An 18,970-nucleotide genomic window follows, 5' to 3' on the forward strand; every position below is an offset into this window, starting at 1 on the left:
TGCAGGCATTGATGGAGTCTCCGATGAATTACCCGATCCTTTTCCTTTCTCATGGCGCGCCTAGCCTGCTGACAGGTCAGTCGGACGCGAAAGCATTCTTGAGCGCCCTCGGCGCGGAACTCGACCCACCGAAAGCCTGGATCATCGTCTCGGCGCACTGGCAACAATCGCCGATCGGTGTCACCGCCTCCGCCGCGCCGAGGACCATCCATGATTTTCGGGGCTTCGGCGATGATCTCGCGCGTTTCGAGTACGCTGCGCCGGGCAATCCCGCTCTTGCCAGGCAGATTGTTGAAGCGCTCAACGCTGCAGGCCTTGCGGCTCGGGAAGATCCTGACCGCGGCTTCGATCACGGCGTCTGGGTGCCAATGGCATTGATAACGCCGCGAGCTGCACACCCCGTTATCCAGGTCTCACTTCCTGCGCCGGATGCCAACGGCGACCAGCTGACGCGTCTGGGCGAGACGCTTGGCCGGTTTGCAGAAGACGGTCACCGGGTCATCTTTTCCGGTTCGCTGACCCATTCCCTCCAAGACTCCATCGGTGCGCCGGAAAATGCACCGGTTCTCGAGGAAGCCGACATTTTCGCCGGCACGATACGGCAGGCGCTACTGGCCGGAGACAGGGAGGCATTGGCGAACTGGCATACCCTGCCTTTCGCGCACAGAAATCACCCGACGCCCGAGCATTTCGAGCCCTTGATCGCAGCAGAGGCCGCCGGTCATTCGCCGCATCAACTGCATCAGAGCTGGACCCATGGCGCGCTGGCCATGGATGTCTGGTCATTCCGTCCGCATTAGTCCTCGTCGGTAATGAACCCGTAGTAGGCATTGGACGGATCGGCGCCTTCGCGACGGTATTCGGCCTTGTGTTGGGACAGGCGGTCCCGGGCATAGTGGGCCACGGTGCGCTCAGCATCAGAGAAACCGTAGATATCAGCCGAGTTCAGCCCAAAAATCCGGCGCTTGGTGTCACCGTCTGATGGCCCCAGCGGCGGCAGTCCAAAGCGTTCCTGCAAATCGTCGGGCACCTCGATCCGGCGGAAGGCCTCGATCTGCCATTGCGGCGCTCCCCACCAGACGGCATCCGTCCCCCAAAGCACGTGATCGGCACCCAGTCCGCGCACCAGGATCGACATCAGAGCCGCTGCAAGGCGCGGCTGGGTGATTGCACCCTGGCCAAAGCTGGTGCCAACATCGGCATACACGTTCGATACGCCGTACTGCGCGGGAATATCGGCAAGCTCGCTCGCCCATTCCATGCGGCCAGTGTCCTCGAAGTTCTGGACGAAACCGGGATCGAACATCACAACCGGGCGCAGGGCCGCGTGATAGATAATGAAATTCAGCTGCGGCCAGTCCTGCGCCGCCTTGCCGACATCATTCACGGTCGCATACGGCCAGAGATCCGGCATCCGCGTGGTATAATCGGCCGGCATTAGCCCCTTGTGGATGCAGACATTGGTGATGCCTGCCTCGACCATGCGCTCGAAGGCCGGATAGACGAGGTCCTCATCGTCCAGTCGCCAGGGCGCAACCGATGTCGGCGACAGAGGATCGCCCACTGTATAGCCCTTCCACGAAATCGGGCGGTGGATTTCGATCGCTTCTTCCAGCGCTTCCCACCAGTTTTCCGCGCCCGGATGGAAAGCCGCATGCCCCATCAGCCGCCTGGAACCGGCGGCCGTATTCAGGCGTTCGACATCGCGTGCGATCTGCTCATTGGAGAGAAATCGCCGGGCCGGATCATCGGATGTGGCGGTCGATATGATCCCCACACTGGTGTCGGAATCGAAATAGACTTCCTTCACGAAGTTGAGGAATTTCACGTCTTCGAAACCGGGATCGCGCTGGGGAATTCCGTCTGCCTGCATCATTCTCGCCGCATTCCGGAAGCCCAGAATCCCCGGCCAATCGTAATCCTCATGCACGAAGTGCAGATGCCCGTCGAAGATAAACTGGTCGGCATGGCGCGCAGCCCAGTCCGCGGCGGCTCCGGCATCCGCCATCTCGTCCTGCGCGACAGCATAGCTTGGCCCGAAAACCGAGTTCAGCGCGGTGAAGGCAGCTGCCAATCCGAAGCTGGATTTCAGGAAGCTCCGCCGGTCCATGGACAGTTTGGATGCCCAATGCTCGGCGATATCCAGCAGCGAGGCCTCGACCCGCCTTTGTGCCACCGTTTGCGGCAGCGGCGAATATTCGCCGTTCGACATGATCCGCGTCGGGATCGGCAGTCCGGCTTCGGTTTCGCCGGCCAGCCTTGCCCTAGCCTTGTCGTCGGATCGGAACCAGTCGCTCATTACGTTCTCCCCTTTTTCAGGAGAGACTAGGCGCCCGGGATAAATTCAATAAATGAAATCGGATTAATCCGTTCCCTTCCGGGCGATCACCTCGATGACCATCGGCGTGGTGAGAATACTCATCGGGTCGGCGCAGCGCTCATCAACGAAGGCGTGGAAGCGCTCCGCATCTTCGGCGCTGAAGAATCCCAGTTCGACCAGCCGGTCGATGCCGTCCGATTTCAGCCAGCCGATCGGCCATTCCCACACCATTTCCCCCGGCCGCGTGGTGAATACATGGGGCGTCATGTATTCGGTTTTCCACCCCACAGAGGCGCAGATTTCCGGCAGCTGCTTGGCGATATCGGGCTCGCCGCCAAAAGCGCGCCAGCTGGCCTGAACCGCATCAATAAACCGGTCGAGCGTCTCGTGCCGCGGATGAAGTCCGAACGTGGTGTAATCACCATATTCATGCGCCACGAACACCCCGCCCGGACGCAAGGCCGGGCCCAGCCGGGTGATCAGATCCTGCGGTGCCGACAGGAAGGACATCACCCAGCGCGTCCAGATGAAATCGACAGCTTTGGCCGGCAGTTCGAACTCGGCCAGATCGGCCTTCATGGTACGGATATTCGTCAGGCCCCGTGCCCGCGCGCCTGCCTCCACGGCTTCGAGAAAGAGCTCGGACTGGTCGACCGCGATCACCTCGCCGGACGGGCCGACCAGCTGGGCGAGATCGAAGCTGGCATGACCCGGCCCGCACCCCATGTCGAGCACGCTCATCCCTGGCTTCAGCCCCGCCCGGCGCCAGGCGGCCAGCGCCCGTTCGCGCCAGATCGCGTGCTGCTGGCCCAGCCGGGAGACCTCCCGCTGGCTGGCACCGATGATGTAGTCGTCTTCCGGAAGGGCTTGCTGGCTCATTTTATCCTCGACCAATCCCGTGGACAGGACTCCGACGGTTTTTCTGTTTCGTCTCCTACTACTACTCCTACGATCCTGCCCATCACAGGGCGGTGAGCAGGGTAGGTCGAACGGCTCATCATCAGCAGCCAGCGCGCAGTCTACCACCCGATACTTGCGGTACGGACAATCCGTTAGCGATGGCTGCCCGCCGCGCCGCGTGCCATAATCTGAAGGGACTCAGCGCAGGAAGGCCAAGCATGAAACGCGACATCAACGAGCTGGTAGCGAAAATCCGCGATCTGGAAGCCGAACTGGAAGAAAAGCTGATCGAGCGGCGCCGCGACCTCGAATACAAATGGTCACATGGCCGGGCCGTTTTCAGCCGCGAGGTCAAGGAACGCCAGCGCAAGCTGAAGATCAGTGCCGGGCGCTTTTTCGCGACCTCGGGCTTCTGGGAAATCCTCACCTCGCCTTTCATTTACGCCGTCACCATCCCGTTGATCCTGCTGGATATTTTCGCCAGCGCCTTCCAGGCCGTCTGTTTCCGCGTTTATGGCATCCGGCAGGTCAAACGCCGCGAATATGTGGTCTTCGACCGCCACCGCCTCGCCTATCTGAATGTGTTGCAGAAGATCAATTGCACCTATTGCGCCTACGCCAATGGCGTCCTCGCCTATGTCCAGGAAATCGCCTCGCGGACCGAACAATACTGGTGCCCGATCAAGCATGCAGAACGGGTGAAGGGCGCCCACAAGCGCTATAATGCCTTCCTGGAATATGGCGACGTCGCTTCCTATCCGGACAGCCTTCAGGAACAGCGCAAGGTGCTGAAAGCGGAAAACGAGGACGACTAGACGCGCGGCCTCACGCTGCGCGATCAGATCAGCAATGTCAGGAAGCCAAACACACCAACCGCCCGTCTCTTTCCCTCTTTCGAGTTCAGCGGCGGGCGGCGGCGCGGGGGGATCTGCCGTGAGGCTTTTCCCCTTTGCAGTCCCGGTGGGTGTACCGGGATGCTCTTACTGGCGTTGCTGTTCGCTTCGCTTTCGGAGCTGCTCTTTCCGGCCTGGCTTTTGACGGCCCTGCCTTTTGAGAGCTGCCCTCTTCCACGTTGCTTTCGCTTCGTTTCGAGAGCCCCTCTTCTCCGGTTCGCGGTCAACCGCGCGACCAGTTGGAGGGATCGGTTTCCGTTGACTTGCCTGGTGGGGCCTGCCCCGGTGTGTTCCGATGACTGGATGAAACGACCGAACCGGGTTCGGGTCAATAAAAGCCCATTCGATTCGTGTGGATAACGAATCGCTTTTGGTGGAAAAGTCCAAATACGGACGATTTTCCGGGTGGCTAGAGAGTGCGATTTTTTGCCCCCTCACCCTCGGGCGCTCCGCCCTCGCAGGGAGGAAAGAGAAATCTACTTTTAGTTGATACGTAATTGGCTGCTTGCTATTTCTCCCCCCGTTTACGGGGGGAGTGTCGCGCCTATCCCCGCGAAAGCGGGGAAAGCGACGAGGGGGGCATGCGGAAAAGCGAACAAAGATCCCGAGCATTCGCCAAAAGGCTACGAAACAATCTGACCAATGCCGAAACCATTCTCTGGTCCCGGCTTCGCCGCGGCGGCCTGAATGGGCAAAAATTCCGCCGTCAGCACCCGATTGGCCCTTACATCGTGGACTTTGCCTGCATCCAGGCGCGGTTGGTGGTTGAAGTAGACGGCGCCACTCACTCAACACCGGATGAAGTCGCTTATGACCGACGGCGAACGCGCTTTCTCCGGAAGCATGGCTGGTTCGTCTACAGGGCGACCAACCCGGACATCTACGAAAACCTCAACGGCGTTCTGGAAGGGATAGCGGCGCACCTCCCCCCTCCACCACTGCGTGGTCCCCCTCCCCCGTAAACGGGGGAGGAAACCCTCTCACCTCTTTCTCCCCCGTTTACGGGGGGAGTGTCGCGCCTATCCCCGCGAAAGCGGGGAAAGCGACGAGGGGGGCTGGGCAAACACTCGATTCTCGACCAGTTTCCGCTCATGAAATTCGGCGAACTCAAATCCGTCGGCCACAATCTGGCGGCCTCCTTTGCCAGCGGCATCGGAATGATGGTGGGGCAATACCTTGATGACGTTCCATACGCCGAAATAAGGAAAGCTGACGGCGATTTCTTGGAGATCGATTTTCTTAGCGGCACGGTCTCCGGGATAAAGCCGTCCCCTCCGCTCGAGACTTATATAGATGTGTTCGTATCGAAGGGGCTGCAGCATCTATGCGACAGACACGGCCTTCAGCGTGCTGACTTCGCCGGACTGAAAGTCTGCTTCTTCAGCGGGCCGGGCGGCTCGGGCTTTATTGTCACCGTCACCGATAAGAACGGCAACACGTCAAGCGACGAATATGCTGGCTATGGCGAACGCGTCTGGGAAATCGATGATTACGGACGCGCGCGGCGGAAGCCCGGCGAAAAAGGTCGCATCGAGCCGTCGGAATAGAAAAACCGGGCGGTTGCCCGCCCGGCTTTAACAATGATCCTTCGAGGCTCACTTCGCTCGCACCTCAGGATGAGGTGCATTATTAGCCAAACCTACCTCATGCTGAGGTGCCCGGCGGACGCCGGGCCTCGAAGCACGCAGCTTTAAGCCGCCTTCTTTTCCCCGCCGAAGCGCTTGTAGAAAGTGTCGCCCTTGGCGGCCATGTCACGCAGGAGGTCCGGCACCTGGAACGGATCGCCGAAGGCTTCCGCCATCTTGTCGGCATTCTCGACAAATGTCTTCGCCCCGATCGTGTCGATGAAGGACAAGACCCCGCCGGTATAGGGCGCAAAGCCCCAGGCCAGGATCGAGCCGACATCGGCTTCGCGCGGATCCTTCACCACGCCTTCTTCCATGCAGCGGGCCGCTTCGATGGCCTGGGCATAGAGGATGCGGTCTTTCACTTCCTGCACGTCCGGCTGGACCGATTTCAGACCGTCCACGGCGAACTGGTTCAGCTCCGGCCAAAGCTTCTTCGAGCGATCCTCGCCATAATCATAGAAGCCCTTGCCGGTCTTCCGGCCATAGCGGCCCTCGGCATAGAGTTTCTCGATGATCGGATCGCCCTTGCCCGGCACATAGGCGTCGCCAAGGTCTTTCTTGGTCTGCTGCTGGATCTTCCAGGCCAGGTCGACCGCGGTCATGTCGGTCAGCTCCATCGGGCCCATCGGCATGCCGGCCATGCGCGCACCGTTTTCGATCAGCGCCGGGGCATAGCCTTCCGACAACATGTCGAGACCCTGCTGGGCAAAGCGCATCACGCAGCGATTGCAATAAAAGCCGCGCGTGTCGGACACGACGATCGGCGTCTTCTTGATCCTGGTGACAAAATCGATGGCGCGGGAAATCGCCCGGTCACCGGATTTGTCGCCGACAATCACTTCCACCAGCATCATCTTCTCGACCGGCGAGAAGAAATGGATGCCGCAGAAATTCGCCGGACGCGAAGAGGCTTCCGACAGCGAGGTGATCGGAATGGTCGAGGTGTTGGACCCGAAGATCGCATCCTCAGCCATATGTTCCTCGGCCATTTTGGTGATCTTGTGCTTCAGCTCGGAGTTCTCGAACACGGCCTCGATGACCAGCTCGCAATCCTTCAGCAGGGAATAATCCGTCGTCGCCGTGATCAGCGCGGCCATACCGTCGGCTTTCTCCTGGGAGAGCTTGCCGCGGGAAACGCCTTTGGCGAAGTGATCAATGGCGTGCTGCTTGCCCTTGTCGGCGCCTTCCTGGTTGACGTCGATCAACACCACTTCCAGCCCGGCCTGCGCCGAGACGGTGGCAATGCCTGCGCCCATGAAGCCCGCACCGATGACGGCGATCTTCTTCAGATCCTCGCGCTGCGTGCCGGCGGGACGCGCCCCGCCCTTGTCCAGCGCCTGCTTGGACAGAAAGATCGAGCGGATCATGTTGCGGCTTTCCGGCCGCATCAGCAGCTTGGTGAAATACCGGCTCTCAATGCGCAGACCGGCATCAATCGGCACCTGCAGGCCTTCATAGACGCACGACAGGATATAGCGCTGGGCCGGGTAATTCCCGTAGGTTTCCTTGCGCAGCATCGGGCTGGCGGCTCCAAACGTCTGCATGCCGCCGGGCGTATAGACCGCGCCGCCCGGGATCTTGAATTTGTCCTGGTCCCAGGGCTGCTTGGCCCCCATCGGGTCGGCCTTCACCAGTTCCTTGGCCTTGGCGACGATGTCGGCCAGCGGGGCGATCTCGTGCACCACGCCCTGTTCCTTGGCCTTGTTGGCATCCAGCTGCTTGCCTTGCAGCATGATTGGTGCGGCATTCATCACACCGACCAGGCGCGGCAGGCGCTGCGTGCCGCCACCGCCCGGCAGGACGCCCACCATGGCTTCCGGCAGGCCCAGCTTGGCGCCGGTATCGGTCGCCATGACGCGGTAATGACAGGCCAGCGTGACCTCGAACCCGCCGCCCAGCGCCAGTCCATTGATGGCGGCCGCGATCGGCTTGCCGCAGGTTTCCAGCTGGCGCAGTTGCGCGTTCAGGCGGAAGGCCACGTCAAACAGGGTCTGCTTGGCTTCTTCTTCCGACATGTTGGCGAGATCCGCCATGCCGCCGCCCAGCTCGGAAAGGTCGGCCCCGGCGCAGAACGCCTTCTTGCCGGAGGTGATGACGGCGCCCTTGATGGCGTCGTCGGACGAGATTTTCTCGACCAGTTCGCCCAGCTCGGCCATCACGCCGGCGGACAGAACATTCATCGAGACATTCGGGCTGTCGAAAATGATCAGCGCAATGCCGTCAGCGTCGAGTTCAAACTTGAAATGGTTCATGGATCAGTCTCCATCGCCGGAAGGTGTTTCGTCCGGCTTGTCTTGTTTCTTCTTGTCTTCCGAGATCATGGCTTGTCCGAGTGAGAGCGCGAAACCGAAACCGAGGGCTGTTCCGACACCGATCCCGACGGGCAGATTGTCGGTGCCGACACCAATGGCGACACCGATGCCCATTCCGATGGCGAGACCGAAAGGCAGGCCCTTCAGCAGGGCCGCCTCGGTTTCCTGCTTTTTCGCGTCTTTATCGGACATCAGGCCTAGACCCGCTCGATGATCGTGGCTGTGCCCATGCCGCCGCCGACGCACAGCGTGGCGAGGCCGGTGGACTGGCCCGTGCGCTCCAGCTCGTCGAGCAGCGTGCCGAGGATCATCGCACCGGTCGCACCCAGCGGGTGACCCATGGCAATCGCGCCGCCATTGACGTTCGTCTTGTCGTGCGGGATGCCCATATCGTCCATGAAGCGCAGGACAACGGAAGCGAACGCCTCGTTCATCTCGTAGAGATCGATGTCGGACGCGCTCATGCCGGCCTTGGCCAGCGCCTTCTTGGCCGACGGAGCCGGGCCGGTCAGCATGATGGTCGGTTCAGACCCGATCGACGCCATTGCCCGGATCCGCGCGCGCGGCTTCAGGCCCAGCTTTTCGCCCATCTCCTTCGAGCCGACGAGAATGGCGGCTGCGCCATCCACAATGCCCGAGGAATTGCCCGCATGGTGGACGAAATTGATCTTCTCCACCTGCGGGTATTTCTGGATTGCGACTGCATCGAAGCCGACAAAGGCCGAGAGATCCTTGAAGGCCGGGTTCAGCGAGGCCAGCGATTGCATGTCGGTCTGCGGACGCATCAGCTCGTCATGGTCGAGCTGGGTCAGGCCCAGCTGGTTCTTCACCGGCACGATGGATTTATCGAAGCGGCGCTCTTCCCACGCCTTGCCGGCGCGGCGCTGGCTTTCCACCGCATAGGCATCGACATCATCGCGCGAATAGCCGCCCAACGTGGCGATCAGGTCTGCGCCCACGCCCTGCGGGACGAAGTAATGGTCGAACGCCATTTCCGGATCGGCAACCATGGCACCGCCATCGGAACCCATCGGCACGCGGCTCATGGATTCCACACCGCCGCCGATCGCCATGTCGGCTTCACCCGACATCACCTTCGCAGCGGCCATATTCGTGGCTTCCAGGCCCGAGGCGCAGAAGCGGTTGATCTGCACACCGGCCGTCGTTTCGGCGAAGCCGGCATTAATCACCGCGGCGCGGGCAATGTCGGAGCCCTGCTCGCCCACCGGCGAGACCACGCCGAGGATGACGTCATCCACGTTCGCAGTGTCGAGATTGTTGCGGTCGCGCACGGCCTGCAGGGCCTGCGTAGCCAGCTGCAGCGCGGTGATCTCGTGCAGGCTGCCATTCTTCTTGCCCTTGCCGCGCGGCGTGCGCAGGGCGTCGTAGATATAAGCTTCGGTCATTTCGGTTTGTCCTTTCGGAACGCGGAAAGTCTCTGGTTCAGTCTTGAGCGGTGCAGCGCCAGGCGGCGGGGTTGAAGCCGGCGACTTCATTGCCGGCATTCACCACGCCGTCCTCGACGATCAGCACGGTGATGTCGCGATCGGCACCGGGACACTGAAAGCCGATGCGGAAGCCGGCCGTGTGCGGATCGCGGATCAGGTAATCGATCGGGCAGAAATCGCCCTCGGGATTGGTGAAGCCCGCATGCGTGACCTCACCGCCTTCGGCGCAGTCTTCCTCATAGCCCCAAGTCCCGGCGAAACAGCGGTCGAACTGTTCCTCGATCGTGCCATTGGTCGAATAGCCACAACCGGAATCGGTATGGCCGTGATGATCGGCGGCGAACAATGCGAGGGTGGAAAAAAGAACGCCCAGCATCACAGCGTCCTCGAAATCAGCAGCTTCATGATTTCGTTGGTGCCGCCATAGATGCGCTGCACACGGCTGTCCCGCCACATGCGGGCGACCGGGTATTCATTCATGAAGCCATAGCCGCCATGCAGCTGGACGCATTCATCGATCAGCTCGCACTGGATGTCGGAGACCCAGTATTTCGCCATCGAGGCGGTGGAGGCATCCAGCTCGCCCTTGATCAGCAGGTCCGAGCAATACTGGCAGAACACTTCGGCGATGGTCGCCTTGGTCTTCAACTCGGCCAGCTTGAACTGGGTGTTCTGGAAAGCGATGACCGGCTTGCCGAACGCCTGGCGCTCCTTGACGTAGCGGATGGTCTCGTCCAGCGCGCGCTTCATCATGCCGACGCCCTGCACGGCGATCTGCAAGCGCTCCTGCGGCAACTGTTCCATCAGCTGGATGAAGCCTTTGCCCTCTTCCGGGCCGATCAGCGCATCGGCGGGCACCCACATATCATCGAAGAAGAGCTCGGCCGTGTCCTGGCCCTTCAGCCCCACCTTGTCGAGCAGACGGCCGCGGCGGAAGCCCTCCAGACCGTCGGTTTCGACCATGAACAGCGAGGTTCCCTTGGCGCCGGCAGCCGGATCGGTCTTGGCCACAACGATGATGAAATTCGCTGTTCCGCCATTGGTGATGAAGGTTTTGGACCCGTTGATCCGGTAACCATTGCCGTCCTTCCTGGCCGTGGTCTTGATGCCCTGGAGGTCGGAACCGGCGGCCGGTTCGGACATGGCGATCGCGCCGACATATTCTCCGGAGACCATCTTGGGCAGGATGCGCTTTTTCTGCTCCTCGCTGGCATAGTGCCAGACATAAGGTGCCACGATGGAGTTGTGCAGCGAGGCTCCCCAGCCATCGACACCCAGCTCGGCCACCGCCATGTGGAAGACATAGTCATGGCGCCAGTCACCGCCGGCACCGCCGTATTCCTCCGGGCAGGCCGGGCACAAAAGACCGGCCTCACCGGCCTTGGTCCAGACATCGCGGTCGACAACGCCTTCCTTCTCCCAGCGCTCGCCATGCGGCAGGCATTCCTTCTCCACGAAGCCGCGCACGGCATCGTAGAAAATGTTGACGTCTTCCTGGTCCAGCCATTCCGGACGTTTCACGTTGAGGGGATCTGCGAGCATTTAGAAAGCCTCCGCTTCAAGAGCCATCATCGACGCTGCGCCGGCTTTCACCTTGGCCAGGTGCATGCCGCCTTCGGGCACCCAGCGGTCAAGGAAATAGCGGCCGGTCTTCAGCTTGTTGGAATAGAAAGGATCAGACGCATCGCCCGCCTCTGCCGCCTTGGCCATCAGGCCCCACATATAGGTCAGGCAGGTCAGGCCGAAGAGTTGCAGATAATCGTGGCTGGACGCACCGGCATTGTTGAAGTCCTTCAGCCCGTTCTCCACCAGCCAGTCTGTCGCCTCTTTCAGCTGCGCCTTGGTGGCGGCCACCGCGTCCAGGAAGGGCTGGGTCGCCTCCGAACCACCGGAGGCGGCGAACGCATCCAGCTCGGCAAAGAAGGAATTGATCGGGCGCATGCCGTGCATGGCCAGCTTGCGGCCGACCAGGTCCAGCGCCTGGATGCCGTTCGTGCCTTCATAGATCAGCGTGATCCGCGCATCGCGCAGGAACTGGCTCATCCCCCATTCCTCGGTATAGCCGGAGCCACCGAAGACCTGCAGGCCGTCGGAAACGGACTTGAAGCCCTTGTCGGTCAGATAGGCCTTCACGATCGGGGTCAGCAGCGACATGTAGTCTCCGGACTTCTCGCGCTGGGCCGGATCGTCGGATTTCTCCTCCAGATCACCATGCAACGCCGTCCAGGAAACAAAGCAGCGCGAGGCTTCCACAAAGGACTTCTGATCCATCAGCATGCGCCGCACATCCGGGTGAACGATGATCGGATCCGCCGGCCCATCCGGATTTTGCGGCCCGGTCAGCGAACGGCCCTGAAGGCGGTCTTTCGCAAATGCCAGAGAGTTCTGATAGGCGACCTCGCCCAGTGCCAGTCCCTGCAGGCCGACGCCGAGACGCGCCTCGTTCATCATGACAAACATGATCTTGAGGCCCTTGTTCTCTTCGCCCACGAGCCAGCCGGTCGCCTCGTCATAATTCATGACGCAGGTCGAATTGCCGTGAATGCCCATCTTTTCTTCCAGGCCACCGCACTGAAGCGAGTTCCGCTCACCCGGATTGCCGTTCTCGTCGAGAATGAATTTCGGCACCACGAAGAGCGAAATGCCCTTCACCCCTTCCGGCGCGCCCTCGATCCGGGCCAGCACCAGATGGATGATGTTGTCGGCCATGTCGTGCTCGCCCGACGAAATCCAGATCTTCTGACCGGAAATCCGGTAGCTGCCATCACCGTTGGGAACGGCCTTGGTCCGCAACAGGCCCAGATCCGTGCCGCAATGCGGCTCAGTCAGGTTCATCGTGCCGGTCCATTCGCCCGAAATCATCTTCGGCAGATAGGTCTGCTTTTGCTCTTCCGATCCGCCCGCCAGCAGGGCACGGACATTGCCGCCCGTCAGACCCGGATACATGCCAAACGCCATATTGGCTGCGGACGTCATCTCGCCGGTCGCCAGCCCCAGAACCTGCGGCAGGCCCTGACCGCCATATTCCTGCGGCTGGGACAGGCCCATCCAGCCGGCTTCGGCGAACTGCTTGTAAGCCTCCTTGAAGCCGGTCGGCGTGGTCACCGAACCATCGTCGTGGCGGGTGCAGCCCTCGACATCGCCAACACGATTGAGCGGCGCCAGAACCTGCTCGGAAACCTTGGCGGCCTCCTCGAGAATGGCATCCACCGTATCGCCATCGGCATCGGCAAAGCCCGGCAAATTCCCGTATTTGGTGATATTCAGAACGTCGTGCAGGACAAATTTGTAGTCCCGCGTCGGGGCGGTATAGACCGGCATCAGAGTGGCTCCCTCATATCAGCTCTGTGTTTCATGGGATCCGGGTTCGGGCGACGCGCCCGTCCAGACATTCATCCGCGCCGTTGCCAGCGCTTCAAAAGCGCGGGCCCGGTGCTTGATTTCCTCGGAAGGTTCGCGATTGGCGAGCCTGTCTTCCAGCCAGATCCGGCCAGCCTCCAGCTCCTCGATCGCGGCATCGATATCCTCGCGCTGGCTGTGCAGCGCGGCGATCCGCTCGTTGAAGCGCTCGAGCGTATCACTCAGCGCAGACGGGTCGCGCGTGGTGATCGCTTCCAGATCGAGCATTTCGCGGATTTCATCGAGCGAGAAACCGACCCGCTTGCCACGCAGGATCAGGACCAGGCGGGCTCGGTCGGCCAGAGAATAGACGCGGCTGGCACCCTTGCGTCCGGGATTCAGCAATCCCTTCTGCTCGTAAAAGCGCAACGTGCGTGCCGTGACGCCGAATTCGGACGCCAGATCGCGGATCGAAAACTCTGTCTTCAAGTCCGGTTTCTCCCTCATGAGGTGAATTTGACTCACGTTAACGCGAACGTCAACGTCAACTTCATGACATTTCTTAACCGTCTGAGACTGTTGACCCAATCGCCGGTCCGGGCTTGTGTCTTTTCAGGCCACGTCAACCCGGAAGTCACATGAAACGCGTTCTCGCCAGTATATTTGCGCTCGCTATCGCCTTGCCCGCAGCGGCACAGGAGAACACTCAGGCCGAGGGCCCCTCCGAGGACGCCATCCAGGACCTGCTCGATCTGCTCGATGAAGGCGAGACCTGCGAAGGCGAGGATTGCGATGTTGACGCGTCGGAAGATGACGGCACCCCGGACACCAGCGAAGACAGCGAAGCCGTAACAGGGGAAAGCCCGGACGCTGCCGCGGAAGGCGATGTCGAAAACGGCGAGGAACCGGCAGCGGACGAGGCTGCCGATGAAGACGCTTCTGAAGCGGCAGAAAGCACTGGCGCCGAGGCCGCGTCAGAAGACGTCACCGAAACAGAACCGCACGCCATCACCACGTCGGCCCCTTTTCTGACCAGCAGCGAATACGCGGCCCTGCGCGATCACGAAGAGGTGGACGTTCTCCGCCTCGAATGGCGGGTCGAGACCTTCACCTCTAGCGGCCTGCGTTCCGGTGAGCCGGCAACCCGCATTCTCTATCTGGCGCCCGGCTATGTCCGCGAAGAGAACGGCAATGCGGTTTCCGTTTATGATTTCGCCCGCAACCGGCATCTGACGCTGGATCTGGCCGCACAAACCATGACCAATATTGCCTTCGAGGCAGAGGTAAGGCGGCGCACCGACACCTATCTCGGCCTGTCGCAGGCCGGCCGCCTGGAACAGATCCCGCTGGGTCCGGACCGGTCGTTTGACCGCTTCTGGCTAGAAGCCGCCATGGGCATCCGCCGCGAACCGGTGGAATTGCAGACCGGTTATGCCAGCGGAGAACTGACTGTGACACGCGGCGATGGGCCCACCCTTCTGGCCGCCAGCTTCGATGTCGAGGACACCGCAGCATCCGGTGAGGACAACGCCGACACGGACGACACTGGCGAAGACGCGTCAGAAGACGAGATGGATGCCATTCTGGCCATGGCCACGCCGATCGATCTGTCCTCCGGGGAATCCGTCGTTTTTGATCCCTCCGAAGCAGCGGCACCGATCACGCTGGGCGGCAACAATCCGGTTTTGTCCTTCCCCGACAGCTCGCCGGAAGCGCAAGCCCAGGCCGAGCTTTTCCGGCGCTGGATGCGCCATGCCCTTCCGCTTCACCCTGACGTATTGGCCACTTTGCGCGGGGCGCCGGCCATCCCCGAAACCTTCTCCTATTTTGTCATCAGCCCCGACAGCCCGTCCGGCCGCCGCGAAGTCTGGACATTGCAGGGCATCGAACCGGTCGAGGACGGTTTCCGGCTGGAAGAGGGATTGACCGCGCATGCCGGTCCGCCAACGCTCTTGATGCAAACGGTATTTCCCATTGCAGCGCGAGCCGCACAACAGGCGGAAGCGCCGGGCGAAGATGCCTTCCTCGAAGCCATCGCCGCTTATCGCGAAGAAGGCGATCTGGCTCGCGCCTATCTGGTGACTTTCCAGGAAAGCAGCCGCAATGGTCCCTGTCCGCCACCCGGTCAGACCGGAATGCGAGACGTTTGCCGCGAAGTCAGCAGCCTTGTTGCGGCTGGCATCGGCAATAGCGGCTTCGAAAGCGTCTTTGCCGCTGTGACCCAGATCGGCGGCGAGGAAGGCGAGGTCATTCTGGAAACCCTCTCGCCCTATCTGGAAGAGGACACTCTGGCCGGTGCAGCCGCCCGCACCATCGTTGCCAACGAGCTTCTGGCATGGGCCGTGCGCGATCCCGATGGTCCGCCTGAAGACCTGAACCCCCACACGCTTCTGGCCGAGGCCCTTGTGATCGATCCCTTTGCAGGCGCCAATTATCGCTATCTGGGGAATGCGATCCTGACGCTGCGCAATCCGGTCGGCGCCTGGACCGTCTTTGATGCCGGCCGCGCCGTCCCCGGTGCCGCCCGTCATCCCATGCTGCTAGAGGTCGGCGTTCAGGAAGAAAGATTGCAGGGTCTCGCACCGGATTTCTTCCTGCCGCGTTAACCGGTCTTTACCGGCGATTAACCGAAACCGCGCTGATTAACGTTTGCGTATGGTCAGATGGCCAGCGCTCAGGCGCCGAAGACCCGTGACTGAAGTTGTGGAAATACCACATCTTGGGCCCACAGGGTCGGTTTACACAATATTAAGGCGTCCGCTAGCTTAGGCCATCGGAACGGAGTGCGATTCGTCATGCCCTCGGGGGGACCCTGGAGTGTCAAAGGAATAGATCCCCGCGCCCGCGCCCGCGCGAAAACCGCCGCGCGTCGCGAAGGCATGACTCTGGGTGAATGGCTGAACCGCGTTATCCTTGATGACGGCCCCGATGATGGCGACGACCCACGCTGGGAAAACCACCTCGAATCCTATCCCGGCTTCTCAAATCGCGACAGCGAGGGCGATGCCCTGTTGCGCGGCATGGTCGAACGCCTGACCCAGCGAGTTGAATCGACGGAACAGCAATCCTCCACCGTCCTGAACGAGGTCGACCGGTCCATTTCCGATCTCGCTGAGCGGGTCGAGAGCGCCGATCAGTCCTGGCGCCAGGATCAGGAAAAAACCCGCGGTGTTGCCGAAGCGGCCCGCAAGGCGGCAGAAGCGCTCGCGCTTCGCGTCAAGCGGATCGAGGAGGCTGGCGGCACGGCCGATCCACAGGCCATGCAGGCGTTCGAAAACGCTTTCGGAAAGCTGGCCGCCCGCGTCTTCCGTAACGAAAACAGCTCCCAGCGTTCCGCCGAGATCATGCAGGAAGCGCTGGAGGATTTCGGCCAGGCCACCGAGCAGGTCACCCTGTCCCTGCAACAGCGCATCGACTCCATCGAGAAAGGCCAGCAGCAGCTGTCCGACGATCTGCGCAAATCCGGCGACCGCACCCAGAATACCGGCCGCGTCCTTCACGGCCTGCATAATGCTGCCGACCGTTTGCGCCGCCGCGTTGAAGAAACCGAGCGCCTGACAGCTGATGTCGCCAGCTCTTTCGAACAGTCCGTCGCCAGGATCGACAGCCGACTGCGGTCGCTGGAAAACCGTCCTTTTGGTACTGACACCGCCTCGATCGACCGCCGCTTCAACCAACTGTCCGACGAGCTGGCCCGCGTTGTTGCTGACACCCGCGCGCAAGTCGCCCAGGAATTGGAAACCGCAGCGTCCGAACCCCGTGTTGACCGGCTCGAACGCGCGCTCAAATCGGCCGAGGCGCGGATTGCCCAGGCCGAGACCGCCCATTCTGACAGCCTGTCGCGCATCGGATTGGAAATCACCCGCCTCGCCCGTGTGATGGATGACCGCATTACTGAGAGCGAGAAGAAGGCGGAGAGCACGCGGCTTGGCGAAAAGGCCGAGCGCGAAATGGAAGAGCGTTTTGCGGCCGTGCGCGAGGAAAACCGCAAATCGGTAGAAGCCCTCGGCGAAAGCCTTTCCGCCCGCATGGCGGCCACCGAATCCCGAACCGCCGATGCGATCGAGACGGCGACCCAGTCCATGGCAGAAGCGCTGGGCCGGATCGAATCCCGCGAACAGGCGAAAGCCCGCGAAGACGACCTCGAAGCCCGTCTCCGCGCCTCAGAGGAACGTACGGCCCAACGGATTGAGGAAGCCATCAGCGGGATTTCCCAGCGCCTCGAACAGGTGCGTGGCGAGGCCGAGGAAAGCCTTTCCCCCGTCCAACGGGCCATGAATGCTCTGGCCGACCGCCTTGAAGCCATCGAGAGCCGCAAGGCGGAAGCCGAAGCCGAGACGCCGGCGGAACCCGCGCCACAGCGCAATGCGTCGCCAGCGCCCGCTCTGCGCCAGTCCGCCTATGAGCCGGACTTCGACACGCCGCTGTCGCCGCCGCCGGACGCTGAAACGCCGCCCGGATATGATGATGACGAGGTCGACGATCCTTTCATCATTGCCGAGGCCCCCACCCGCCACGAGCGGCAGGCAGAACCGGAAGACGAGTTCCTGCAGGACCAGCCGGCAGAGTCCCGGCCGGCACCGGCCATGGATGAACTGGGCGGCCAGTATCAACCGGACGAGGATGGTCTCGCGGATCATTCCGATCTGGAATCCGAGCTGACGGAAATCGAGGAAGAAATCGCCGCCCGCGGCCCGACCGCTGATGGCGGCATGATCCTGCAGCCCATGGAGCCGGTCGACGAACCCCTTCGGCCCCAGCGCCCGTCCCAACAGCAAGAACAGCCCCGCCCGTCCAGGCCGCGCGCACCGCTGGGCGCCACCGCTGATGCGGACTTCCTCGCCGCCGCACGCAGCCGCACACGCGGTGACCGCTCGGCCAATTTCGATCCCTATGCCAGCGAGGGCAGCTCTTCGGGCGGCGGCCGCACAGTAATGATCGCAGCCAGCATTCTCGGCTTCGTCGCCATCGCGGCAGCTGCCGGACTTCTGCTCTCCGACAGTTTCAGCGAGCCGCCAGCCAGCACGGCCCAGGCCCTGTCAGCCGATGTTCTCGGCCATGACAGTCCGGCTTCATCGCCGGTGGAGGAAACCAGCCTCGCCAGCAGTGATCAGAGCGTGCCAGCCGAAACTGTTGAGGCGCCGGCCGCTGAACCGGCCACGCCAGAGCCAGCCGATACAGAGGCCCCGGAAACGGACACTGTCGAGGCCCGGACGACCCCAACCGCCAGCGAAACGGATAATCAGCCGCGCGAGGCGGATCTGCAATCGCTCGCCAGCAACACACCTCCGCCGGGCGAGCCGGAAGTCACTACAATCCGCATACCGTCCATGCGCGAAGCCGCAGCGGCCGGTGATCCTGTCGCCCGCTATCTGCTCGGCGAGGAGCGTCTGGCCGAGGGCAATACCGCCGCAGCCGTCGCGTTGATCCGGCGCGCAGCGGAGCAGAATGTCCCCGCCGCCCAGTATCGCTACGCCAAGATGCTGGAACGCGGCGAAGGCGTGTCGCAGGACACCACGGCCGCCCGCCAGTGGACGCGCCGCGCCGCCGAAGCCGGCCATCGCCGGGCCATGCATAATCTCGGTGTGATGTACGCCACCGGCTCGGGCGGTGAAGAGAATATTGAGGAAGCCTTCCGCTGGTTCGAGGAAGCCGCCCTGCACGGCCTGACGGATTCGCAATACAACCTCGCCGTCCTGTTCCAGCAGGGACGCGGAACGGAGCAGAGCGCCGCCGACGCCTATGCCTGGTTCTCGATCGCCGGAAACGGCGGAGACAGCGGTGCCGCCCAGCAGGCATCGACCATCGCACCAACGCTCAGCGATGAGGTCCGGGCCGAGGCAGACCGCGTCATAATGTCTTTCTCAGCCAGACCCGTTGATGCCGAAGCCAATGGGCAATATGACCGCGCCTGGGGTACGACCATTACATTGGACCGTGAAATGATTGCGGCGGCTCAGGCTCGTTTAAATGCGCTCGGATATTCGGCCGGACCGGCTGACGGACAGATGGGTCCGCAGACGCAAGCGGCTGTGCGCGCCTTCCAGGAAGCCAGCAATTTGCCAGCAACCGGAATCATCGACCAGTCCCTGATCGGGCGCCTGGAAACCGCCCGCGCCGGCTAGGGGCG

15 protein-coding genes are annotated in these 18,970 nt (G+C 62.0%); 6 read left to right on the plus strand and 9 right to left on the minus strand.

Going from position 1 to position 18,970, the window contains the following annotated elements; genetic code table 11:
- Window positions 1-23 precede the first annotated feature (23 nt).
- A complete protein-coding gene (locus V0U79_RS03370; RefSeq protein WP_330198056.1) occupies window positions 24-800 on the plus strand; it encodes a DODA-type extradiol aromatic ring-opening family dioxygenase in 777 nt (258 codons plus the stop codon).
- Here V0U79_RS03370 and V0U79_RS03375 read toward each other — a convergent pair.
- Together V0U79_RS03375 and V0U79_RS03380 are read right to left on the minus strand one after the other, a co-directional pair.
- Entirely contained in the window at window positions 797-2,299 is a 1,503-nt protein-coding gene (locus V0U79_RS03375; RefSeq protein ID WP_330198057.1) for an amidohydrolase family protein, read from the minus strand. The two genes, V0U79_RS03370 and V0U79_RS03375, sit on opposite strands and share 4 nt — an antisense overlap.
- Before the next feature lie 63 nt (window positions 2,300-2,362).
- A complete protein-coding gene (locus V0U79_RS03380; protein WP_330198058.1) occupies window positions 2,363-3,199 on the minus strand; it encodes a class I SAM-dependent methyltransferase in 837 nt (278 codons plus the stop codon).
- Window positions 3,200-3,438: 239 nt separating this feature from the next.
- Here V0U79_RS03380 and V0U79_RS03385 point away from each other — a divergent pair, with 239 nt between their 5' ends.
- The 3 genes from V0U79_RS03385 to V0U79_RS03395 all read left to right on the plus strand — a co-directional run bounded on the left by V0U79_RS03385 (window position 3,439) and on the right by V0U79_RS03395 (window position 5,660).
- On the plus strand, window positions 3,439-4,035 hold the full coding sequence (locus tag V0U79_RS03385) for a hypothetical protein (protein ID WP_330198059.1): 597 nt from the start codon (window positions 3,439-3,441) through the stop codon (window positions 4,033-4,035).
- A 659-nt stretch (window positions 4,036-4,694) separates the two neighbouring features.
- The gene (locus V0U79_RS03390; protein WP_330198060.1) at window positions 4,695-5,075 is read left to right on the plus strand and encodes an endonuclease domain-containing protein; all 381 of its coding nucleotides are present in this window, start codon (window positions 4,695-4,697) and stop codon (window positions 5,073-5,075) included.
- Between the two features lie 129 nt (window positions 5,076-5,204).
- A complete protein-coding gene (locus V0U79_RS03395) occupies window positions 5,205-5,660 on the plus strand; it encodes a hypothetical protein (RefSeq protein WP_330198061.1) in 456 nt (151 codons plus the stop codon).
- Between the two features lie 143 nt (window positions 5,661-5,803).
- Here V0U79_RS03395 and V0U79_RS03400 read toward each other — a convergent pair whose 3' ends face one another.
- Genes V0U79_RS03400 through V0U79_RS03430 form a run of 7 tightly spaced genes read right to left on the minus strand, consistent with a single transcriptional unit; the run spans window position 5,804 to window position 13,329 of the window.
- Window positions 5,804-7,993, minus strand: coding sequence for a 3-hydroxyacyl-CoA dehydrogenase NAD-binding domain-containing protein (locus V0U79_RS03400; protein WP_330198062.1), 2,190 nt, complete (start codon window positions 7,991-7,993; stop codon window positions 5,804-5,806).
- Window positions 7,994-7,996: 3 nt separating this feature from the next.
- Window positions 7,997-8,245, minus strand: coding sequence for a hypothetical protein (locus V0U79_RS03405; protein WP_330198063.1), 249 nt, complete (start codon window positions 8,243-8,245; stop codon window positions 7,997-7,999).
- A 5-nt stretch (window positions 8,246-8,250) separates the two neighbouring features.
- The gene (locus V0U79_RS03410) at window positions 8,251-9,459 is read right to left on the minus strand and encodes an acetyl-CoA C-acetyltransferase (RefSeq protein ID WP_330198064.1); all 1,209 of its coding nucleotides are present in this window, start codon (window positions 9,457-9,459) and stop codon (window positions 8,251-8,253) included.
- A 37-nt stretch (window positions 9,460-9,496) separates the two neighbouring features.
- Entirely contained in the window at window positions 9,497-9,877 is a 381-nt protein-coding gene (locus V0U79_RS03415) for a hypothetical protein (protein ID WP_330198065.1), read from the minus strand.
- Entirely contained in the window at window positions 9,877-11,043 is a 1,167-nt protein-coding gene (locus tag V0U79_RS03420; RefSeq protein ID WP_330198066.1) for an acyl-CoA dehydrogenase family protein, read from the minus strand. The genes V0U79_RS03415 and V0U79_RS03420 overlap by 1 nt, the downstream gene beginning before the upstream one ends.
- Entirely contained in the window at window positions 11,044-12,822 is a 1,779-nt protein-coding gene (locus tag V0U79_RS03425; protein ID WP_330198067.1) for an acyl-CoA dehydrogenase C-terminal domain-containing protein, read from the minus strand.
- An 18-nt stretch (window positions 12,823-12,840) separates the two neighbouring features.
- Complete coding sequence (locus V0U79_RS03430) at window positions 12,841-13,329, minus strand: MerR family transcriptional regulator (protein ID WP_330198068.1); 489 nt, start codon at window positions 13,327-13,329, stop codon at window positions 12,841-12,843.
- Between the two features lie 149 nt (window positions 13,330-13,478).
- Here V0U79_RS03430 and V0U79_RS03435 point away from each other — a divergent pair, with 149 nt between their 5' ends.
- Together V0U79_RS03435 and V0U79_RS03440 are read left to right on the plus strand one after the other, a co-directional pair.
- Complete coding sequence (locus V0U79_RS03435) at window positions 13,479-15,446, plus strand: hypothetical protein (protein ID WP_330198069.1); 1,968 nt, start codon at window positions 13,479-13,481, stop codon at window positions 15,444-15,446.
- A gap of 273 nt (window positions 15,447-15,719) precedes the next feature.
- Entirely contained in the window at window positions 15,720-18,965 is a 3,246-nt protein-coding gene (locus tag V0U79_RS03440; protein WP_330198070.1) for a peptidoglycan-binding protein, read from the plus strand.
- Window positions 18,966-18,970 lie beyond the last annotated feature (5 nt).

Source organism: Hyphobacterium lacteum, assembly GCF_036330345.1.
GTDB lineage: Bacteria > Pseudomonadota > Alphaproteobacteria > Caulobacterales > Maricaulaceae > Hyphobacterium > Hyphobacterium lacteum.